Source organism: Algoriella xinjiangensis (genome assembly GCF_900115015.1).
Classification (GTDB): Bacteria; Bacteroidota; Bacteroidia; order Flavobacteriales; family Weeksellaceae; genus Empedobacter; species Empedobacter xinjiangensis.
This window is the reverse complement of record NZ_FOUZ01000004.1, coordinates 234,778-249,851: the sequence shown is the minus strand read 5'-3', so window position 1 is coordinate 249,851 and position 15,074 is coordinate 234,778. Positions and strand designations below refer to the sequence as shown.

The 15,074-nt window shown below is 29.1% G+C and carries 14 protein-coding genes and 1 pseudogene; 9 read left to right on the top strand and 6 right to left on the bottom strand.

Annotated elements, in window-relative coordinates:
• Positions 1 to 228 precede the first annotated feature (228 nt).
• Positions 229 to 654, bottom strand: coding sequence for a hypothetical protein (locus tag BM072_RS05350; RefSeq protein ID WP_092907297.1), 426 nt, complete (start codon positions 652 to 654; stop codon positions 229 to 231).
• Between the two features lie 99 nt (positions 655 to 753).
• Between BM072_RS05350 and BM072_RS05345 the strand changes: the two genes are divergently transcribed.
• From BM072_RS05345 to BM072_RS05325, 5 genes are all read left to right on the top strand, one after another.
• Positions 754 to 1,362 carry a trimeric intracellular cation channel family protein gene (locus tag BM072_RS05345; protein WP_092907295.1) on the top strand — a complete coding sequence of 203 codons (609 nt, stop codon included), beginning with the start codon at positions 754 to 756 and terminating at the stop codon, positions 1,360 to 1,362.
• A gap of 58 nt (positions 1,363 to 1,420) precedes the next feature.
• The gene (locus BM072_RS05340) at positions 1,421 to 2,032 is read left to right on the top strand and encodes a trimeric intracellular cation channel family protein (protein ID WP_338061006.1); all 612 of its coding nucleotides are present in this window, start codon (positions 1,421 to 1,423) and stop codon (positions 2,030 to 2,032) included.
• On the top strand, positions 2,032 to 2,973 hold the full coding sequence (gene hutG, locus BM072_RS05335) for a formimidoylglutamase (RefSeq protein ID WP_092907293.1): 942 nt from the start codon (positions 2,032 to 2,034) through the stop codon (positions 2,971 to 2,973). The genes BM072_RS05340 and hutG overlap by 1 nt, the downstream gene beginning before the upstream one ends.
• Positions 2,974 to 3,097: 124 nt before the next feature.
• A complete protein-coding gene (locus BM072_RS05330) occupies positions 3,098 to 3,964 on the top strand; it encodes a sigma-70 family RNA polymerase sigma factor (protein ID WP_092907291.1) in 867 nt (288 codons plus the stop codon).
• Between the two features lie 59 nt (positions 3,965 to 4,023).
• A complete protein-coding gene (locus tag BM072_RS05325; RefSeq protein WP_125113511.1) occupies positions 4,024 to 4,866 on the top strand; it encodes a hypothetical protein in 843 nt (280 codons plus the stop codon).
• Positions 4,867 to 4,900: 34 nt separating this feature from the next.
• On the opposite strand, the pseudogene mgtE reads toward BM072_RS05325, so the two are convergent.
• Positions 4,901 to 6,226: pseudogene (gene mgtE, locus BM072_RS05320) on the bottom strand (magnesium transporter); the annotation flags it as partial.
• 93 nt (positions 6,227 to 6,319) lie between these two features.
• On the opposite strand from mgtE, the gene BM072_RS05315 reads away from it, so the two are divergent.
• Together BM072_RS05315 and rpe are read left to right on the top strand one after the other, a co-directional pair.
• Positions 6,320 to 6,706: a hypothetical protein gene (locus BM072_RS05315; RefSeq protein WP_092907285.1), complete on the top strand. Its 387-nt coding sequence runs from the start codon at positions 6,320 to 6,322 to the stop codon at positions 6,704 to 6,706.
• A 227-nt stretch (positions 6,707 to 6,933) separates the two neighbouring features.
• Positions 6,934 to 7,581, top strand: a complete 648-nt coding sequence (gene rpe, locus BM072_RS05310) for a ribulose-phosphate 3-epimerase (RefSeq protein ID WP_092907283.1) — start codon at positions 6,934 to 6,936, stop codon at positions 7,579 to 7,581.
• Between the two features lie 150 nt (positions 7,582 to 7,731).
• Here rpe and BM072_RS05305 read toward each other — a convergent pair whose 3' ends face one another.
• Positions 7,732 to 8,808, bottom strand: a complete 1,077-nt coding sequence (locus tag BM072_RS05305) for an acyltransferase family protein (RefSeq protein WP_092907281.1) — start codon at positions 8,806 to 8,808, stop codon at positions 7,732 to 7,734.
• 105 nt (positions 8,809 to 8,913) lie between these two features.
• On the opposite strand from BM072_RS05305, the gene BM072_RS05300 reads away from it, so the two are divergent.
• Together BM072_RS05300 and BM072_RS05295 are read left to right on the top strand one after the other, a co-directional pair.
• Positions 8,914 to 9,417, top strand: a complete 504-nt coding sequence (locus tag BM072_RS05300; RefSeq protein ID WP_092907279.1) for a regulatory protein RecX — start codon at positions 8,914 to 8,916, stop codon at positions 9,415 to 9,417.
• A gap of 217 nt (positions 9,418 to 9,634) precedes the next feature.
• Positions 9,635 to 10,282 carry a DUF2306 domain-containing protein gene (locus BM072_RS05295; RefSeq protein WP_092907277.1) on the top strand — a complete coding sequence of 216 codons (648 nt, stop codon included), beginning with the start codon at positions 9,635 to 9,637 and terminating at the stop codon, positions 10,280 to 10,282.
• 43 nt (positions 10,283 to 10,325) lie between these two features.
• Here the strand turns inward: BM072_RS05295 and BM072_RS05290 are convergent, their stop codons facing one another.
• Genes BM072_RS05290 through BM072_RS05280 form a run of 3 tightly spaced genes read right to left on the bottom strand, consistent with a single transcriptional unit; the run spans position 10,326 to position 14,957 of the window.
• Complete coding sequence (locus BM072_RS05290; RefSeq protein ID WP_092907275.1) at positions 10,326 to 10,958, bottom strand: CatA-like O-acetyltransferase; 633 nt, start codon at positions 10,956 to 10,958, stop codon at positions 10,326 to 10,328.
• 46 nt (positions 10,959 to 11,004) lie between these two features.
• The gene (locus BM072_RS05285; RefSeq protein ID WP_092907273.1) at positions 11,005 to 11,508 is read right to left on the bottom strand and encodes a hypothetical protein; all 504 of its coding nucleotides are present in this window, start codon (positions 11,506 to 11,508) and stop codon (positions 11,005 to 11,007) included.
• Entirely contained in the window at positions 11,508 to 14,957 is a 3,450-nt protein-coding gene (locus tag BM072_RS05280) for a hypothetical protein (RefSeq protein ID WP_092907271.1), read from the bottom strand. Before BM072_RS05280 ends, BM072_RS05285 begins: the two co-directional genes overlap by 1 nt.
• Positions 14,958 to 15,074 lie beyond the last annotated feature (117 nt).

Sequence of the window (15,074 nt, the reverse complement as noted above, 5' to 3'; positions counted from 1 at the left end):
TAAAGTCAAGGAAAAGAGAACTAAGACTTAAGATTTAGAACTTAATACTTACAACTCAAAACTACTTGTGTTCCTGAAACAAGTTCAGGATGACGGGGTGGGAAATAGATGGAGAGGGAAACGATTGGAGAGATTCTTCGCTGCGCTCGGAATGACAAGATGGTTTTTACTTATTATAGAACTTATATCTAACCTTTTTTAACTTATGACTTAAACCTAATTTGTGTGTTAATCCCACCATTTATCTCTGTTATTTATTTTAATATTATTTTTTCTTACAGTTGTAATTAAGTTGGTTTTAAATAGATTATAATCTGAATAATCCCATCCTATAGTTATAAAATTTTGGTTTTTATTGATTTGTATAAATCTTCTATTTTTATAAATATCAATTGAACTTATCTCTTCAAAAGAATAATATTTTTTTGTAAATAATGTTTTTTTAAGTATTCCATTTTCTGATAGAATAACTTTTGTATACATAGATTCTATAATTAATAGGGATACTAAAACTATTGTTATGTAGAATATTAGTGAAACCTCTACTAAGGTTCTATCATCAAAAATAAATAAACCAATTACAAATAATATAAATATAATTGAACCGAAAAGGATAAGGTACTTGTTAATGTTTATTTGAATTATTTTTTCCATAGAATAGTTTTACACTTATTAATTATTTAATAATCATAAATAATGATAAGTTTGTTCTTTTAAGGTAAATTACAATTTAATTACTAATATACAATTAACATGGAAATACAGTATTTCTTTGAACTTTTTGGAACGCTATTTTTCGGTATTTCAGGCGCGTTAGCAGCTGATGAAAAGTCTGGAAACGATTGGTTTGGTGTAACTTTTATTGCTTTTTTAACTTCTATTGGAGGTGGAACAATTCGTGATATTTTATTATCTGTAGAAGTTATGTGGATAAAAGATGTTAATTTAATCTACGCCGTAACAATTGGTGTAGTTTTAGCTGCAATTTTTTATTCACCTTTACTCAGATTACGAAAAACATTTATGCTTTTTGATACGCTTGGAATTGCATTATTTACAATTGTAGGTTTAGAAAAAGCGCTTCGATTAGGAATTGATCCTGTAATTGCGCCCATTATGGGAATGTTTACAGCCGTTTTTGGTTCTGTAATTCGCGACATGATGTTGAACGAAGTTCCAATCATTTTCAAGAAAGAGATTTATGCATTTGCTTGTCTCTGTGGTGCAATAATTTACATGGTTTTGTGGAATTTAGATGTGAGTCGAAACATTAACTTTTTTGTTTCTGGTGGTGCTATTGTGGCAATTCGCTTACTTGCGGTGAAGTATAATTTATCGTTACCAAAGTTTAAAAGTCATTAAAAGATCTTTCTAAAAAGCTTTCACTATCTTTGCCGACCATTTTAAATTCAACTTCTAAATGATAGAAATTCAATATATTTTCGAGTTATTCGGTACAGTAGTTTTTGCTATTTCTGGTGCTTTGGCGGCAGATGAAAGACAGAAGCATGATTGGTTCGGTATTACATGTTTTGCTTTTATTACGGCAATTGGTGGCGGTACTTTGCGCGATTTATTTTTGAACAGTTATCCTTTGGTTTGGATTGCGGATATGAATGTTATTTATGCCGTTTTTGCCGGAATTTTTCTTGCCGGAATTTTCTATCGATATTTTTCAAAATTACGTACAACATTGATGTTATTTGATACACTTGGAATTGCATTATTTACAATTGTAGGTTTAGAAAAAGCACAGTCTTTGGGTGCAAACGATTTTATTTCGGTGATGATGGGAATGTTTACAGCCGTTATGGGTGGCGTATTACGCGATATTTTAATCAATAAAACGCCTACTATTTTTGTCGAAGAAATTTACGCAACTGCGTGTATTGCTGGCGGAATTATTTATTTAGTTTTAGATAGTTTTGGTGTAGATCGTAATATAAATTTTATTGTTTCGGGTGCGATGATAGCAATCATTCGAATTATTACGGTTAAATTTAATTTATCATTGCCAAAATTTTATAAATAATGAAAAAAACACCTTTTAATAAAGAATTGTGGACTGGACGAATTGATTCGGAAGACGGAGAATTGGGTTTAAGAATTCATCAAATTATTAAAGATTATTCGACTTTAGAAGAAACTATATCACAACAAAAAGTAATTGTTGGTTTTTGTTCTGAGGAAGGTGTTGAGCGTAATAAAGGAAGAATTGGCGCGAAAGATGCACCAGATTTGATCAGAAAAAGTTTAGCAAATTTACCTGTTCATTTCGAAGCTAATAATTCAATATTTGATGTAGGAAATATTTACTGTGACGATCATAATTTAGAAGAAGCAAGAGAAGAGCAAATTCATCAAGTTGATACTATTTTAAGACAAAATCATTTTCCGATTGTAATTGGAGGTGGGCACGAAACGGCTTTGGGAGATTTTTTGGCATTTGCTAAAAATTGCAAAAAAATTGGAATTATTAATCTTGATGCACATTTCGATTTGCGCAAACCAACGCCAATTTCTACATCTGGAACACCTTTTTACGAAATGTCAGAATATTGTAAGCAACATGATATTTTGTTTAATTATATGCCAATTGGTATTCAGGAATTAGGAAATACAACAGCTTTATTTGCGCGTGCAGAAAAATTAAATGTAAATTTTATTTTGGCAGACGAAGTTCATTTCAATCTAAATTTAACTTTAGATAAAATTAGAGAATATATTGCGCAATTTGATGCAATTTATGTTTCCTTAGATATGGATGTTTTTGATGCGGCGTATGCGCCTGGCGTTAGTGCGACAACAATTAATGGATTGTCGCCTTTTCAGGTTAAATATATTTTGAAAGTTTTAATGAACTCAAACAAAGTAAAACTTTTTGATTTAGTGGAGTATAATCCACAATTTGATGTTGATAACTCGACCTCAAAATTGGCTGCTCAAATGATTTATGAAATTTTAAGATGTTAATTTTTAATTCTTTTACAATTTTTTGTAACCTTTTTCAGTTATCTGCGTATACATATATAGAGGTGTTAATAATTCACCAAAAGAAATCGATATTAATCATTATAAATAAGAGGGTTTTAGTTAAATGAGACAGCTTAAAATTACAAAGCAGGTAACAAATCGTGAAACTGCGTCGTTGGATAAGTACTTACAAGAAATTGGTAAAGTAGATTTGATTACAGCGGAGGAAGAAGTAGAGTTAGCACAACGTATCAAAGCAGGAGATCGTGTTGCCTTAGAAAAATTAACAAAAGCAAACTTACGTTTCGTAGTTTCTGTTGCGAAACAATATCAAAACCAAGGATTAAGTTTACCCGATTTAATTAACGAAGGTAACTTAGGTTTGATTAAAGCAGCACAACGTTTTGATGAAACCCGTGGTTTCAAATTTATCTCTTATGCCGTTTGGTGGATTCGTCAATCTATTTTACAAGCATTAGCAGAACAATCTCGTATTGTACGTTTACCATTAAATAAAATTGGATCTATTAATAAAATTAATAAAGCATACGCTTTATTAGAGCAAGAGCATGAACGTGCGCCATCTGCAGAAGAAATATCTGAAGTATTGGATATGTCTGAAGGAGATGTAAAAGAGTCGATGAAAAACTCTGGTCGTCACGTATCTATGGATGCACCATTAGTAGAAGGAGAAGATTCTAACTTATACGATGTATTAAACATCGGAGAATCTCCATCACCAGATATGCAATTAATGATCGAATCTTTACGTGTAGAGATAGAACGTGCATTGCAAACTTTAACGCCTCGTGAAGCAGATTTAATTCGTTTATACTTCGGATTGAATGGAGAACACCCAATGACGTTAGAAGAAATTGGAGAAACTTTTGACTTAACAAGAGAACGTGTTCGTCAAATTAAAGAAAAAGCAATTCGCCGATTAAAACACACTTCAAGATCTAAAATCTTAAAAACATATATCGGAAGATAATATATAGAAAGCAACTTGAAAAAGTTGCTTTTTTTGAATCAACTAAATTCTACAAAAAAATGAAAAAAATCCTTTTATCTTTTTTATTCTCAATCCTATTCTTCAACTTTTTGTTTGCTCAAAAAACAATGGATAAAAATCTTGTTGGTTTTTGGAGTTCTACAATCTATCCGGCAAAAAATGATCCCGTAAAAGGAAATGCTTTTATTGATAGAAAAGCGGATGGTACATTTACGTTATTTTTAGAAGTGAATTATAATAATGACTCTATTTATGCAAAGGAAGTTGGGCATTGGTATACTAAAGATGATATCTACACAGAAATTGGAGAAGAATATAATAATGGATATTCTTATAAGATTAATCAAAATCAAGTTAATTTTAAAGTAAAAAATAAGAAATATCCTTTAGGTTTTAGGTTAGAAAAATTTGTAGAACAAAAAACAAAAGATTTAACGGATTATTACGAAGATAAATATTCTATTTTCATGGTAAAATCTATGAAAAAAATGTTGGATATGAATGATAGAATAAATGGTTTTTCATACGATCAAACTGATGGTGTACAAGATGTTCGTTTTGTTGGCGTTTGGAAAGGAAGTGAAAAAGATAATCAAGTAAAAGGATTATCAAAAGAATGGACAATGACAAGAAATGCAGATGGAACGTTTATTATAAATTTTAGTATTAAATCTAAAAATTTAGATGATAAAAATTTTGTTCAGAAAGGTAAATGGTGGATAAAAGGGGAAAAGCTTTATCAGTATAATGAAGTTACTAAAATGACAAATGTTTATAATTTTGAAATTTTAAATGAAAATCAAATTAGGTTTATAGAAAATGTGATTTATTTTAATTATCAAGAATATAATATCGAATTTATAGAAAGAAAAGTAAAATAAAAAAATCCAGCCTCTTAGAAGCTGGATTTTTTGTTTATAGTAATTTTCCGCTCAGTAAAGTTGCAGCAATAGAAAAGTAGATAATCAATCCCGAAACATCAACCAAAGTTGCCACAAATGGTGATGATGCTGTTGCAGGATCAAAACCTATTCGTCTAAGTATAAAAGGCACCAATGAGCCTGATAATGTTCCCCACAACACAATAACAACAAGGGATAAGGAAACAGTTAATGCAATAGAAACCCAATATTCACCATAATCATAAATACCCGTTTTTTCCCAAATTGTAATTCGTATAAAACCAATCAATCCAAGAATTCCTCCTAAAGCTAAACCAGAATACAATTCTTTTTTCATCACATACCACCAATCTTTCAGCTTTATTTCGCCCAAAGCCATTGCTCGAATAATTAGTGAAGCTGCTTGCGAACCCGAATTTCCTCCACTCGAAATAATTAATGGAACAAAAAGTGCTAAAACAACTGCTTTTTCTATTTCGGCATCATAATAACTCATTGCAGAAGCTGTAAACATTTCGCCAACAAATAAAATAACCAACCAACCAGCACGTTTTTTAATTAATTCGGCAATAGGTGTTTTGGTATACGAAACATCCAATTCTTCCATTCCTCCAAATTTCTGAATATCCTCTGTATCGCGAATTTTCATTCGATCCAAAATATCATCAAAAGTTACAATACCAACCAAAACATTGTTTTCTGTAATTACTGGAATTGTAGAACGATCATATTTATCAAAAATCTCAAAAGCGCCTTCAATAGGAACAGTTGTTTTTAGAGAAACAAAATTATGATCCATTAAATCTGATACTTTTGTGTCATCGTCAGCCAATAAAATTTCGCCAATTTTTAAATCATCAATTAATCTATTTTTTCCATCAACAATAAAAATATAATTTAAGGTTTCGGCCTTTTTACCATATTTTTTGATGTGCGCCAAAACTTGTTTTACCGTATAATATTCTTTTACTTGTATATAATGTGGCGTCATCAAACGCGCAATACTATCTTCTTTGTACCCAATTAAATTTAGCGCAATACTGCGTTCTTCTTGGTTTAATAGGTTTATTGAATGCTTGATTAATTCGTCAGGAAAGTTCTCAAAAAGCTCGGTTCTATCATCAGGATCAAGATTATTTAAGACATCAGCCAAATCTTTATCCGTTAAACTTTTAACGATTTCTTGTTGTATATCGGGTTCAAAATAGGAGAAAACATCAACTTTTTCAGCATTAGAAAGCATATAAAATGCAATATTTCTACTTTTTATGTCTAATCTCGCTAATTGTTCAGCGACATCAGCCGGATGTTGATTAAGCATATTATTTTCCATAATTTTGTAGTTTTTATCCCATGAGCAAAGTAAACCCTTTTCGGATGAAGAATTAAATAATTTGAAGATTTTAAAGAAACTTTAATTAAGTTTTAATTTATGAATGAAGGCGAGGATAAAGGAATAATACAGTTTATAAAATCGACAGAAGTTGATGAACGATTTGTTGGAGTTTGGTCGGGTACAGATCATGGAAAATTTTTTATAGGCGAAACAAATAGTTGGATTGTAACCAGAAAAATTGACGGCACATTAACCGTTAATTTCAAAACAATTTATACTGATGATCGTGTAACGTATGCCGAGGATAAAGGATTTTGGTGCGTAAAAGGCGATGATTATTTTGAATATAGAGAATCGGACGAAAAAGCAGATCATTATACATTTTTGTTTTTGACAAAAGAATCGATTCATTTTATTATTAATGAAGAAAAAACGGACGAAGAGCCGTATAATTTTATTGACAATAAGGTGTTTTTAGATTAAATTTAACGAATTTTATACAGTTTTAGGCGAAGCTTATCTATCAAGATATTATAGTTATACTTATGATAATATAAATTGTATAGAAAATAAATCAGTAAGAACTGGTGCTATGCTCGATTTAGGTTTTCGAGTAGGATATAATTTCTAAAATATAAATCGCTGAATTATCAGCGATTTTTTTATTTCCATTACCTTTGCAAAACAAATACAAACAAAACAAAAAGATTATGCCAATAGTAGCACCTTCAATTTTAGCAGCCGATTTCGGAAATTTAGCCAAAGACATCGAAATGGTAAATAATTCTCAAGCAGAATGGTTTCATTTAGACGTAATGGATGGCGTTTTTGTCCCAAATATTTCTTACGGAATGCCAATTATTGATAAAATAAATTCGTTAACAGACAAAGTGTTAGATGTACATTTAATGATTGTTGATCCAGATCGTTTTATAGCAGATTTCAAAAAAGTTGGTGCAGATATTTTGACTGTTCATTACGAAGCTTGTACGCATTTACACCGTACAATCCAAGCGATAAAAGCAGAAGGTATGAAAGCTGGTGTGGCTCTTAATCCACATACGCCAGTTGCTGTTTTAGAAGATGTAATTAATGACCTTGATTTGGTTTTAATCATGAGTGTTAATCCAGGTTTTGGTGGTCAAAAATTCATCGAAAATACATACAGCAAAGTTTCTAAATTAAAGAAAATGATTACAGACGCAGGAGCTGATGTTATCATCGAAATTGATGGAGGTGTTGGCGTTCAAAATGCAAGTAAATTGGTAGAAGCTGGTGCAGATGCTTTGGTTGCAGGAAGTGCAGTTTTTAATGCAGAAAATCCAGAAGCTTATATTGCTGAGCTGAAAAAAGCATAATAAGTTGATTATAAAATAATAAAAAAAGGAACTGATTATCAGTTCCTTTTTTTATTTATCAAATCTTTTCAGAAATAGATTTTTAGTTTTTATTTGATGCGAAGCTGAACTAAATTCAGCTTGACGAGTTTTTGATTATCATGTTTTAATTTACTTAAATAATAGTTTTTTTAATAAATTAGAAAGAGGTTTTTCTAAATATCTATAACTAAATAGTCCGAAAAGTAAAACAATAAATATGACAAGAAAATAGATTACAAAAGATTCGTGACCTACATATTTATTATACATCTTTATAATTCCCATTCCAAGATAACTATGAATAAGATAGATAGAATAAGAACTAACACCAATTTTGGTAATAATTGGGTTGGTTAAGAAGTTTAAATACTTAGGATTGTAAATGAATGTAAAGTAAGTAATTAACGTAAATATTGTTAGTAAGACAACGCCAAGGTCTAGTTTTTCTTGTAATACAAGTATTAAAGCACATATAATAATAAAGACAATATATTTTTTATCAGATTTATTGTTATAAAGTTTATAAAGAAACATACCAATCATAAACCAAAAACTTTCTCTAAAAATAACAAAACATCGACTTAGTAAATGAAAATAATCAAGTGTTTCTTTTTTAAGATTGAACTGTTTTTGTAATATATGATGTGCTGTATCGCTACTTAAAATAAAATAAATAGGAAAAAAGATGACACAGATTATTACAAAATCTCGAATGTATGTTTTTTTATTTCTATAATATAAAAATCCAATCATTAGATAAAAACATACTTCAACCCATAAACTCCAATAAGAACCGTCTATATAATAATATTTTAAAGTTCCAGAAGGTAAATTAAAAATATGTGGATCTATAAAAGTATTTGCAATTAATAGATTTGCAAAAGATTTAGAATTAACAAAATCTGGGCCTGTATAGATAAAATAGAAAAAGCAAAATGTAATTAATGAACATATAAACATTGCGGGAGCCAATCTTATATATCGTTTTTTTAAGAATTCTGTATAAGTTTTTGTATTTCCTAAAGAATATAGGATAACAAAACCCGAAATAATAAAGAAAAATGGAACACCAAAATAACCGTATTTAGCAATTATTTGTAAAATAGGGTTTCCATCTAAATTATAGCAATTTAAATAATGACTAATCATTACAATTAAAATAGCAAAAACTCTCAGTCCATCAAGAATAGAAATTCTAGAATTCATAATATATTAAAATATGGTGTTTGTTGCAAATATAGAAATATAAAATAAACGTTTCTCAAATGTTTACAAATAGAGAAACTATATATTATTCCTTAAATTTGCTGTATGAATAACTTCTCAAAAGATAATTCCAAAAAAATATATACGATTAATGAAATCAAAGATAAAATGGCTAAATATTGTCTTTATCAAGATCGTTGTCATTGGGAAGTGGAGAAAAAAATACGCGAATTTGATTTAATTCCAGAAGCAAAAGACGAAATAATTTTCAAGTTAATTGATTATGGTTTTCTGAATGAAGAACGTTTTGTACACAGTTATGTTCGTGGAAAAGTAAATCAAAAAATGTGGGGAAGAAATCGACTTCGTCAAGAATTAAAAATGCGACAAATTGATTTTAAAATGATTGATAAAGCATTTAAAACTGAAATTGATCCCGAAAAATATTGGAATAATCTTGAGAAATTAGCTCAAAAAAAATATGATTCTCTTTATTCTGAACGTGAATCATTTAAGAAACTGAATAAAGTAAAAGCTTTTTTATTGTACAAAGGTTACGAGTATGATTTGATTAATGAAGCCATCAGTCTTTTATCATCAAAAAAATAACCGACGAAAATGGTCGAGTAAAAAATAGCAGGAGAAAATCATTTCAATGTTCTCATAACACTTTCGCCTTTTGGCTATTCAACTTATTGCGGAAATTAATAAAAAGAACCTAATTGATTCTTTTTTAATTACAATTCATCCAACAAAATCAACAATTCGGTAAAATAAATCTCATTTTTAAATTTCTGTAGTTTACTTTTATTTCAAATTAATCTATATGGAAACAGTTATAAAAACGTTGATTTACATTCATGCCTTTTTCGGCGGAATAGGATTACTTGCAGGAACAGCAATTTTGTTTGCAAAAAAAGGAAATCAATTACACACGAAAATGGGAAAAATATTCTCGATTGGAATGTTAATTAGTTCTTTCTTATCATTTTTTATTTGTTGTTTTCCTAATCATCACAATCCGTTTTTAATTACTATCGGAATTTTTACTGTTTATATGATTTTAATCGGAAATAACGTATTGAAATATAAACGCAAAAACTATCAAAATAAGATAGATCGCGTTATTTCGGGCATAATGTTATTTACTTCTTTTATGATGATTTGTTATGGCGTTTATCCACTTTTAACTGGTAAAGGATTAGGAATACTTTATATTATTTTTGGAGCGTTAGGCGCATTTATGTGTTATAAAGATTTTGTATTTTACAAGGATGCAGAAAATTATAAAAGATGGACGATGGCGCACATTGGTCGAATGGTTGGCGCATATATTGCCTCTGTAACGGCGTTTATAGTTGCAGGATTGGGATATGGAGGTAATGTAACTGCTTGGATTTTTCCTACAATTATCGGAACAATTTATATTATTTATTGGGGAAGAAAATTGAATAAAAAAGTTGTAGTGAATTAAGATATTAAAAAAACGTCGGAAATTAATTTCCGACGTTTTTTGTTTAATATTTTGCTAATTGTTTTTCAAATTCTTCTAAATATTTGGCTAAATGTAAACCATCTACAAAACCATGATTGGCTTCTACAGAAACGGGCATATACATTTTTTCGCCTTCAAAATAAGCTTTTCCAAAAATAATTCGAGGAATAGATTCTTTTGTTCCGAAATTAGATGGTTGCGTTAAACCCGTAAATCTTGACCACGGAAATGTAGAATGACGAACCAAACCAATGGTAATTTCTTCGTTTTTGATGTGTAAACCAACCGAGTTTTCTACACTTGCAATTTGCTCTTGTAATTGCTGATTAAATACATCAAAATCTTCAGTAAAACTCATCAAAGCGAATCCGAAAGTTCCATCTTTTCGACCAATTGTTGTACCACAATCTAATTGATCATAAATATAAATTTCATCATCTTCTATTCTATATTTAAATTCTTCTACGCTATTTTCTGCAAGCATAGAACAATGTAAATACGTTGCAAAAAACGATTGTTTTCTCTCTTTCGAAAAATGAAATGCCTTTGTACATTCAACTTCTGCAACAATACCGACATATGGATTATCCATAGCAGAGAACATTGAAAAATGCTCTTTTCGGTTCCAACCTTCAGGATTAAATTTTCGTTTCATATTGCAAAAATAAAACCTTCCAATCGGAATTGGAAGGTTTTAAGAATTATTTATAAAAATACCATTCTAGACCATTAAAAATGGCAATGGTTTTACTGACAGTATCGTAACACATCATACCAATTGGTGGATCTACTATTGTTAAATGTGGATTATCAATATGCGGAAGTGTTAATGCTTTGTTTGTTGATTCTAAAACCAAAACTCCAGGCGCTTGTGCATCTCCAGTATCGCTTATCACAACACCTTGCGTGTCTGCTACTTCATCGTTGTTGTTGATGTACATGTTTGCTGGTATTTGCCCAGAATCTGTAAGATCAATCCAATTAAATCCATTGTAATATTGTACTTTATTTGTTGTTTTATCAACTCTAATTGTACCATTTACAGCATTATTTGTTGTTTCGTTATAAGGTAAAACAATTCCGTTAATTTGATTTTTACCGAAATCAAGAATTGAAGCGCCTCTTACATCTTGAATACCAATTCCTATTTGTGCTTGTGAAAAATTAAAGCAAAATAAAAGGATGATTGAATAAATAGCTTTCATTATTGAACACAATTTGCAGTGATACATTTCCACGTTTGACCATTGTAAAGCTTAATACAACTTTCGTCTTTGTCATAAACAATCATTCCTTCGTATAAATCTTCGGGCTTAAAAGCTGTATCTATAGAAGAAACACGTGGAATTACAAGTCCTTTTTCTTTAGATTCTAACACTAAATTTCCTCCATTTATGTTTGCAGGCCAATTAGAATTTGTTTGTTTTTGTGTTGAAATTCCGACTTTAGACGGTATTTTATTTCCTGTTTTTGTTGGCGGTTGCGTGCATGCAATTGACGTACATAAATTATCAAAAACTTTGGAAATTTGTACATCGTTTAAAATGGTATTTGATACTCTGATATAAGCCAAATTGGTTGGCGATTGTTCGTAAGGATATGGGGTGTCATACTCATTATCTTTTATGAAAATGATGTTTCCTGTTTTCGGAATACGATATAAATCATTGTCGTCAAGATAAGTTGCTGCAAAAACACCATTGATGTAAACTCTTATTTCTTTGGTAAGATGATTTCGAGTTAAGCTTAATAAAGTATATTCTAAATGCGAGTTTGATAATAATCCAGCTCCAACATCTCCTTTTGGGAAAAAATTTAAGGCTCCAGCTAATCTGTAAATACCAGCATCTTCTCTACCATTACTAAAATCAATTAATCTTGACCATTTATGATCTTCTTCAAAAGGATTTAGTCTAAAATACATACTAATTGTATAATCGTTATAAAAATATGCTCGTCCTTCATTAAAATTTAATCCTGCATTATCTGCAACATAATATACGTTTCTACTAACTCCGCAGTTAACAACTGAGTCTTGTATAAACGTACTTTTTGTATGCTCATTAATATAAGAAACAGGCGTAAAAGAAGTTTGTCCTTTACTATCTGTTAAATTTAGAAACAATGGAAATTCGCGGTCAATTATTTTGATACATAAATTTTGTCCAAAAGCATCAGTTTGATCTTGTGTACTAATTTTGTCCTTGATATTTAAATTACTAATTATCGCAGCAGAATTTTTAAATAAAACCAAATTTCCAGTTTTAGGGAATTGATAATAATTTTGTGAATCGATAAAAGTGCCGAAAAATGTTCCATTTATATACGTCGTAAATTGTTTTGTAGACGCTTTGTATACAAAGGTATATAGATTATATTTTGCTTGTAATTCTGTCGAAATATCGATTGAATTATAACCCGCTTCAAAAACTAAATTATTTGTATTTGAAAGTGAAATTGTTTTACCGTTATCAAATTCGATTAACTGATTAAGCGTGTTTTCATTTGGTAAAATATGAAAGTAAACATTAATGGTATAATCTTTTATTTTATCTGCATTTGGCGTATGGTATATAAGGCTAGATTGATTGCTTACATTGTAAAAATTGGTATCAGTACCGCAAATAGTATTAACATCTGTCAAAAAAGTATTGTTAAGATGTTCGTCATTATTAGAAGCAGGTGTTAATTGGTTAGATTTAAATTCATTATCTAATGTATTTTTAAATAGATATGTCTCATTAAAACTAAATATACAAGTAGAAGTAAATAATAGTGCAATTTCTTGATCGGTTTGTATTCTATTTTTAACACTAATTGAACTGAATTTAATCGGGTTTAATGTTGAATCACTATTATTTAATAAATTTATATCTCCACTATCATTTATAATAAAATTATCATTTGTATCTTGATACGTCCCTATTTTTACACCATTTGTATAAAGCGAAATTTGTTTTGTTAGATAATTTCGGGTAATAGTTAAAATACTATAATTTGTAGCAAAAGATAGGTTAATAGGAAAACTAGTTTCAACACCATTTGCAATAAGAATAATATTTTTTTGGTGGTGATAAATACCATCAATAGGATTATTGCTAATAAAATCTATCAGTCGTGTTTTGTTTACGTTTTGACTATTGTTGTAATACAAATTTAGAGTATAATCTTTGTAATATAATCCCGGAGCATCGTTAAAAGTAAGTTTTGTAGTTGGGTTTATTTTATAAATTGTATTGGTTGTTGTTGCACAATTTTCAAATAAATCAGTTTCAAAACTATTATTATTTGAGATTGATTGTCTAAGTCCTAGTTTTTTTGAATTATCAAGTAATGTATTATTAAAATTGAATGTTCTATCAATAGTTTTAGAACATAAAGCAATTTTTGTGGCAGTAATATCGCTTTGAATTTGTATGTTACTTGTTATTTGTAAAAAAGCAATATTATTGGTTGCAATTGTATTTGCTGCTAAATTATCTTTACGGTTAATGTATAATTTTCCTTCAGAATTAAATTTATATATATCATTAATATCATCAAAATAACCTTTGTAAACTGCATTTACATAAACATTAATTCGTTTTGAATAACCATCTTTTGTAAAAGTTAATAAATTAAAATTTTGAGAAGAATCTAAGGTAATATTACTATTTGTATTACCGAAAAATAGCATGTCATTTTTCTGATAAATTGCTGCTTCAGCATTCCCATTATCAAAATCAAGTAATTTAAAATCAACTCCCGAAGTTGTTGATAATTGGTGATACATGTTTATAGAAAAATCGTTAAAAATCGTAACATTGTTTTGATAAACTAATTCGGTATTATTTTCTAATGAAATTATATCTCTATTCAATCCACAATTACTATCATAAACTTTTAAGTAGTTATAAGTAGTTTGTTGATTAGTGTTTGGGTTGATAAATAGGTTATTATCTGCAGTTGTATTGCTTAGATTTTTGATAAAATAGTAAGAATTGTTACTATATTTTTCAAGAGTTTTATCAAAAGTAGCACTAATTTCTGCTGCAGTTTGAATACGATTATGAACACCTAAATACGCTACATTAGTTATAGATTGCTCATTAGTATCATCTTTTATAAAATTTATTTGACGGTTATCTGGAAATTTATATTTTAAATCAGAATCAATAAAACTATTGATATAAGTTCCATTTACATAAACTTGTACTTCATTTGTGCTACCTTTTCTTGTGATAGTTAATTGTGTATAAGTAGAATTTGCTTTAGGAAGTAAGGGTGTTGTAATTCCTTGAGTTTGATAAAATGTTAGTTCACCATCATTATCATAAATACCATCATCTAATTTACCGTTACTAAAATCAATAATACGATTAAATCCACGCTTTTTAGGATTCATGCTAAAAATAATGGTAATGGTATAATCATCAAATAACGTATTATCTCCCGTATATTTAAGTCCTTCTAAATCGGCAACTTTAAAAATATCTCGTTTATCAGAATTGTACGTAATATTGTCTTCGCTAAAAGCACTAAGCGGTGTAGTTACACCAGAAGTTATTGATAATGAATTGAATCCATTTTTATTCAATAAATTATTGGTTAATTGATATTCATCAGAAATAATTGTTTGCGAAAATGTTTTGATACCAAAAATGCACCAAATCATGATAAACAATAGCCTAATCTTTTTCATAAATTTATTAAAATTGGCTACAAATTTATAACAATATTATATATAAGTAATTAAATTTTAATTAATTATTTTTTATAAATTATTAATTAA

Coding starts and splice junctions, on each gene's coding strand:
- BM072_RS05350 (WP_092907297.1), bottom strand. CDS start 654: ATGGAAAAAATAATTCAAATAAACATTAACAAGTACCTTATCCTTTTC.
- BM072_RS05345 (WP_092907295.1), top strand. CDS start 754: ATGGAAATACAGTATTTCTTTGAACTTTTTGGAACGCTATTTTTCGGT.
- BM072_RS05340 (WP_338061006.1), top strand. CDS start 1,421: ATGATAGAAATTCAATATATTTTCGAGTTATTCGGTACAGTAGTTTTT.
- hutG (WP_092907293.1), top strand. CDS start 2,032: ATGAAAAAAACACCTTTTAATAAAGAATTGTGGACTGGACGAATTGAT.
- BM072_RS05330 (WP_092907291.1), top strand. CDS start 3,098: ATGAGACAGCTTAAAATTACAAAGCAGGTAACAAATCGTGAAACTGCG.
- BM072_RS05325 (WP_125113511.1), top strand. CDS start 4,024: ATGAAAAAAATCCTTTTATCTTTTTTATTCTCAATCCTATTCTTCAAC.
- BM072_RS05315 (WP_092907285.1), top strand. CDS start 6,320: ATGAATGAAGGCGAGGATAAAGGAATAATACAGTTTATAAAATCGACA.
- rpe (WP_092907283.1), top strand. CDS start 6,934: ATGCCAATAGTAGCACCTTCAATTTTAGCAGCCGATTTCGGAAATTTA.
- BM072_RS05305 (WP_092907281.1), bottom strand. CDS start 8,808: ATGAATTCTAGAATTTCTATTCTTGATGGACTGAGAGTTTTTGCTATT.
- BM072_RS05300 (WP_092907279.1), top strand. CDS start 8,914: ATGAATAACTTCTCAAAAGATAATTCCAAAAAAATATATACGATTAAT.
- BM072_RS05295 (WP_092907277.1), top strand. CDS start 9,635: ATGGAAACAGTTATAAAAACGTTGATTTACATTCATGCCTTTTTCGGC.
- BM072_RS05290 (WP_092907275.1), bottom strand. CDS start 10,958: ATGAAACGAAAATTTAATCCTGAAGGTTGGAACCGAAAAGAGCATTTT.
- BM072_RS05285 (WP_092907273.1), bottom strand. CDS start 11,508: ATGAAAGCTATTTATTCAATCATCCTTTTATTTTGCTTTAATTTTTCA.
- BM072_RS05280 (WP_092907271.1), bottom strand. CDS start 14,957: ATGATTTGGTGCATTTTTGGTATCAAAACATTTTCGCAAACAATTATT.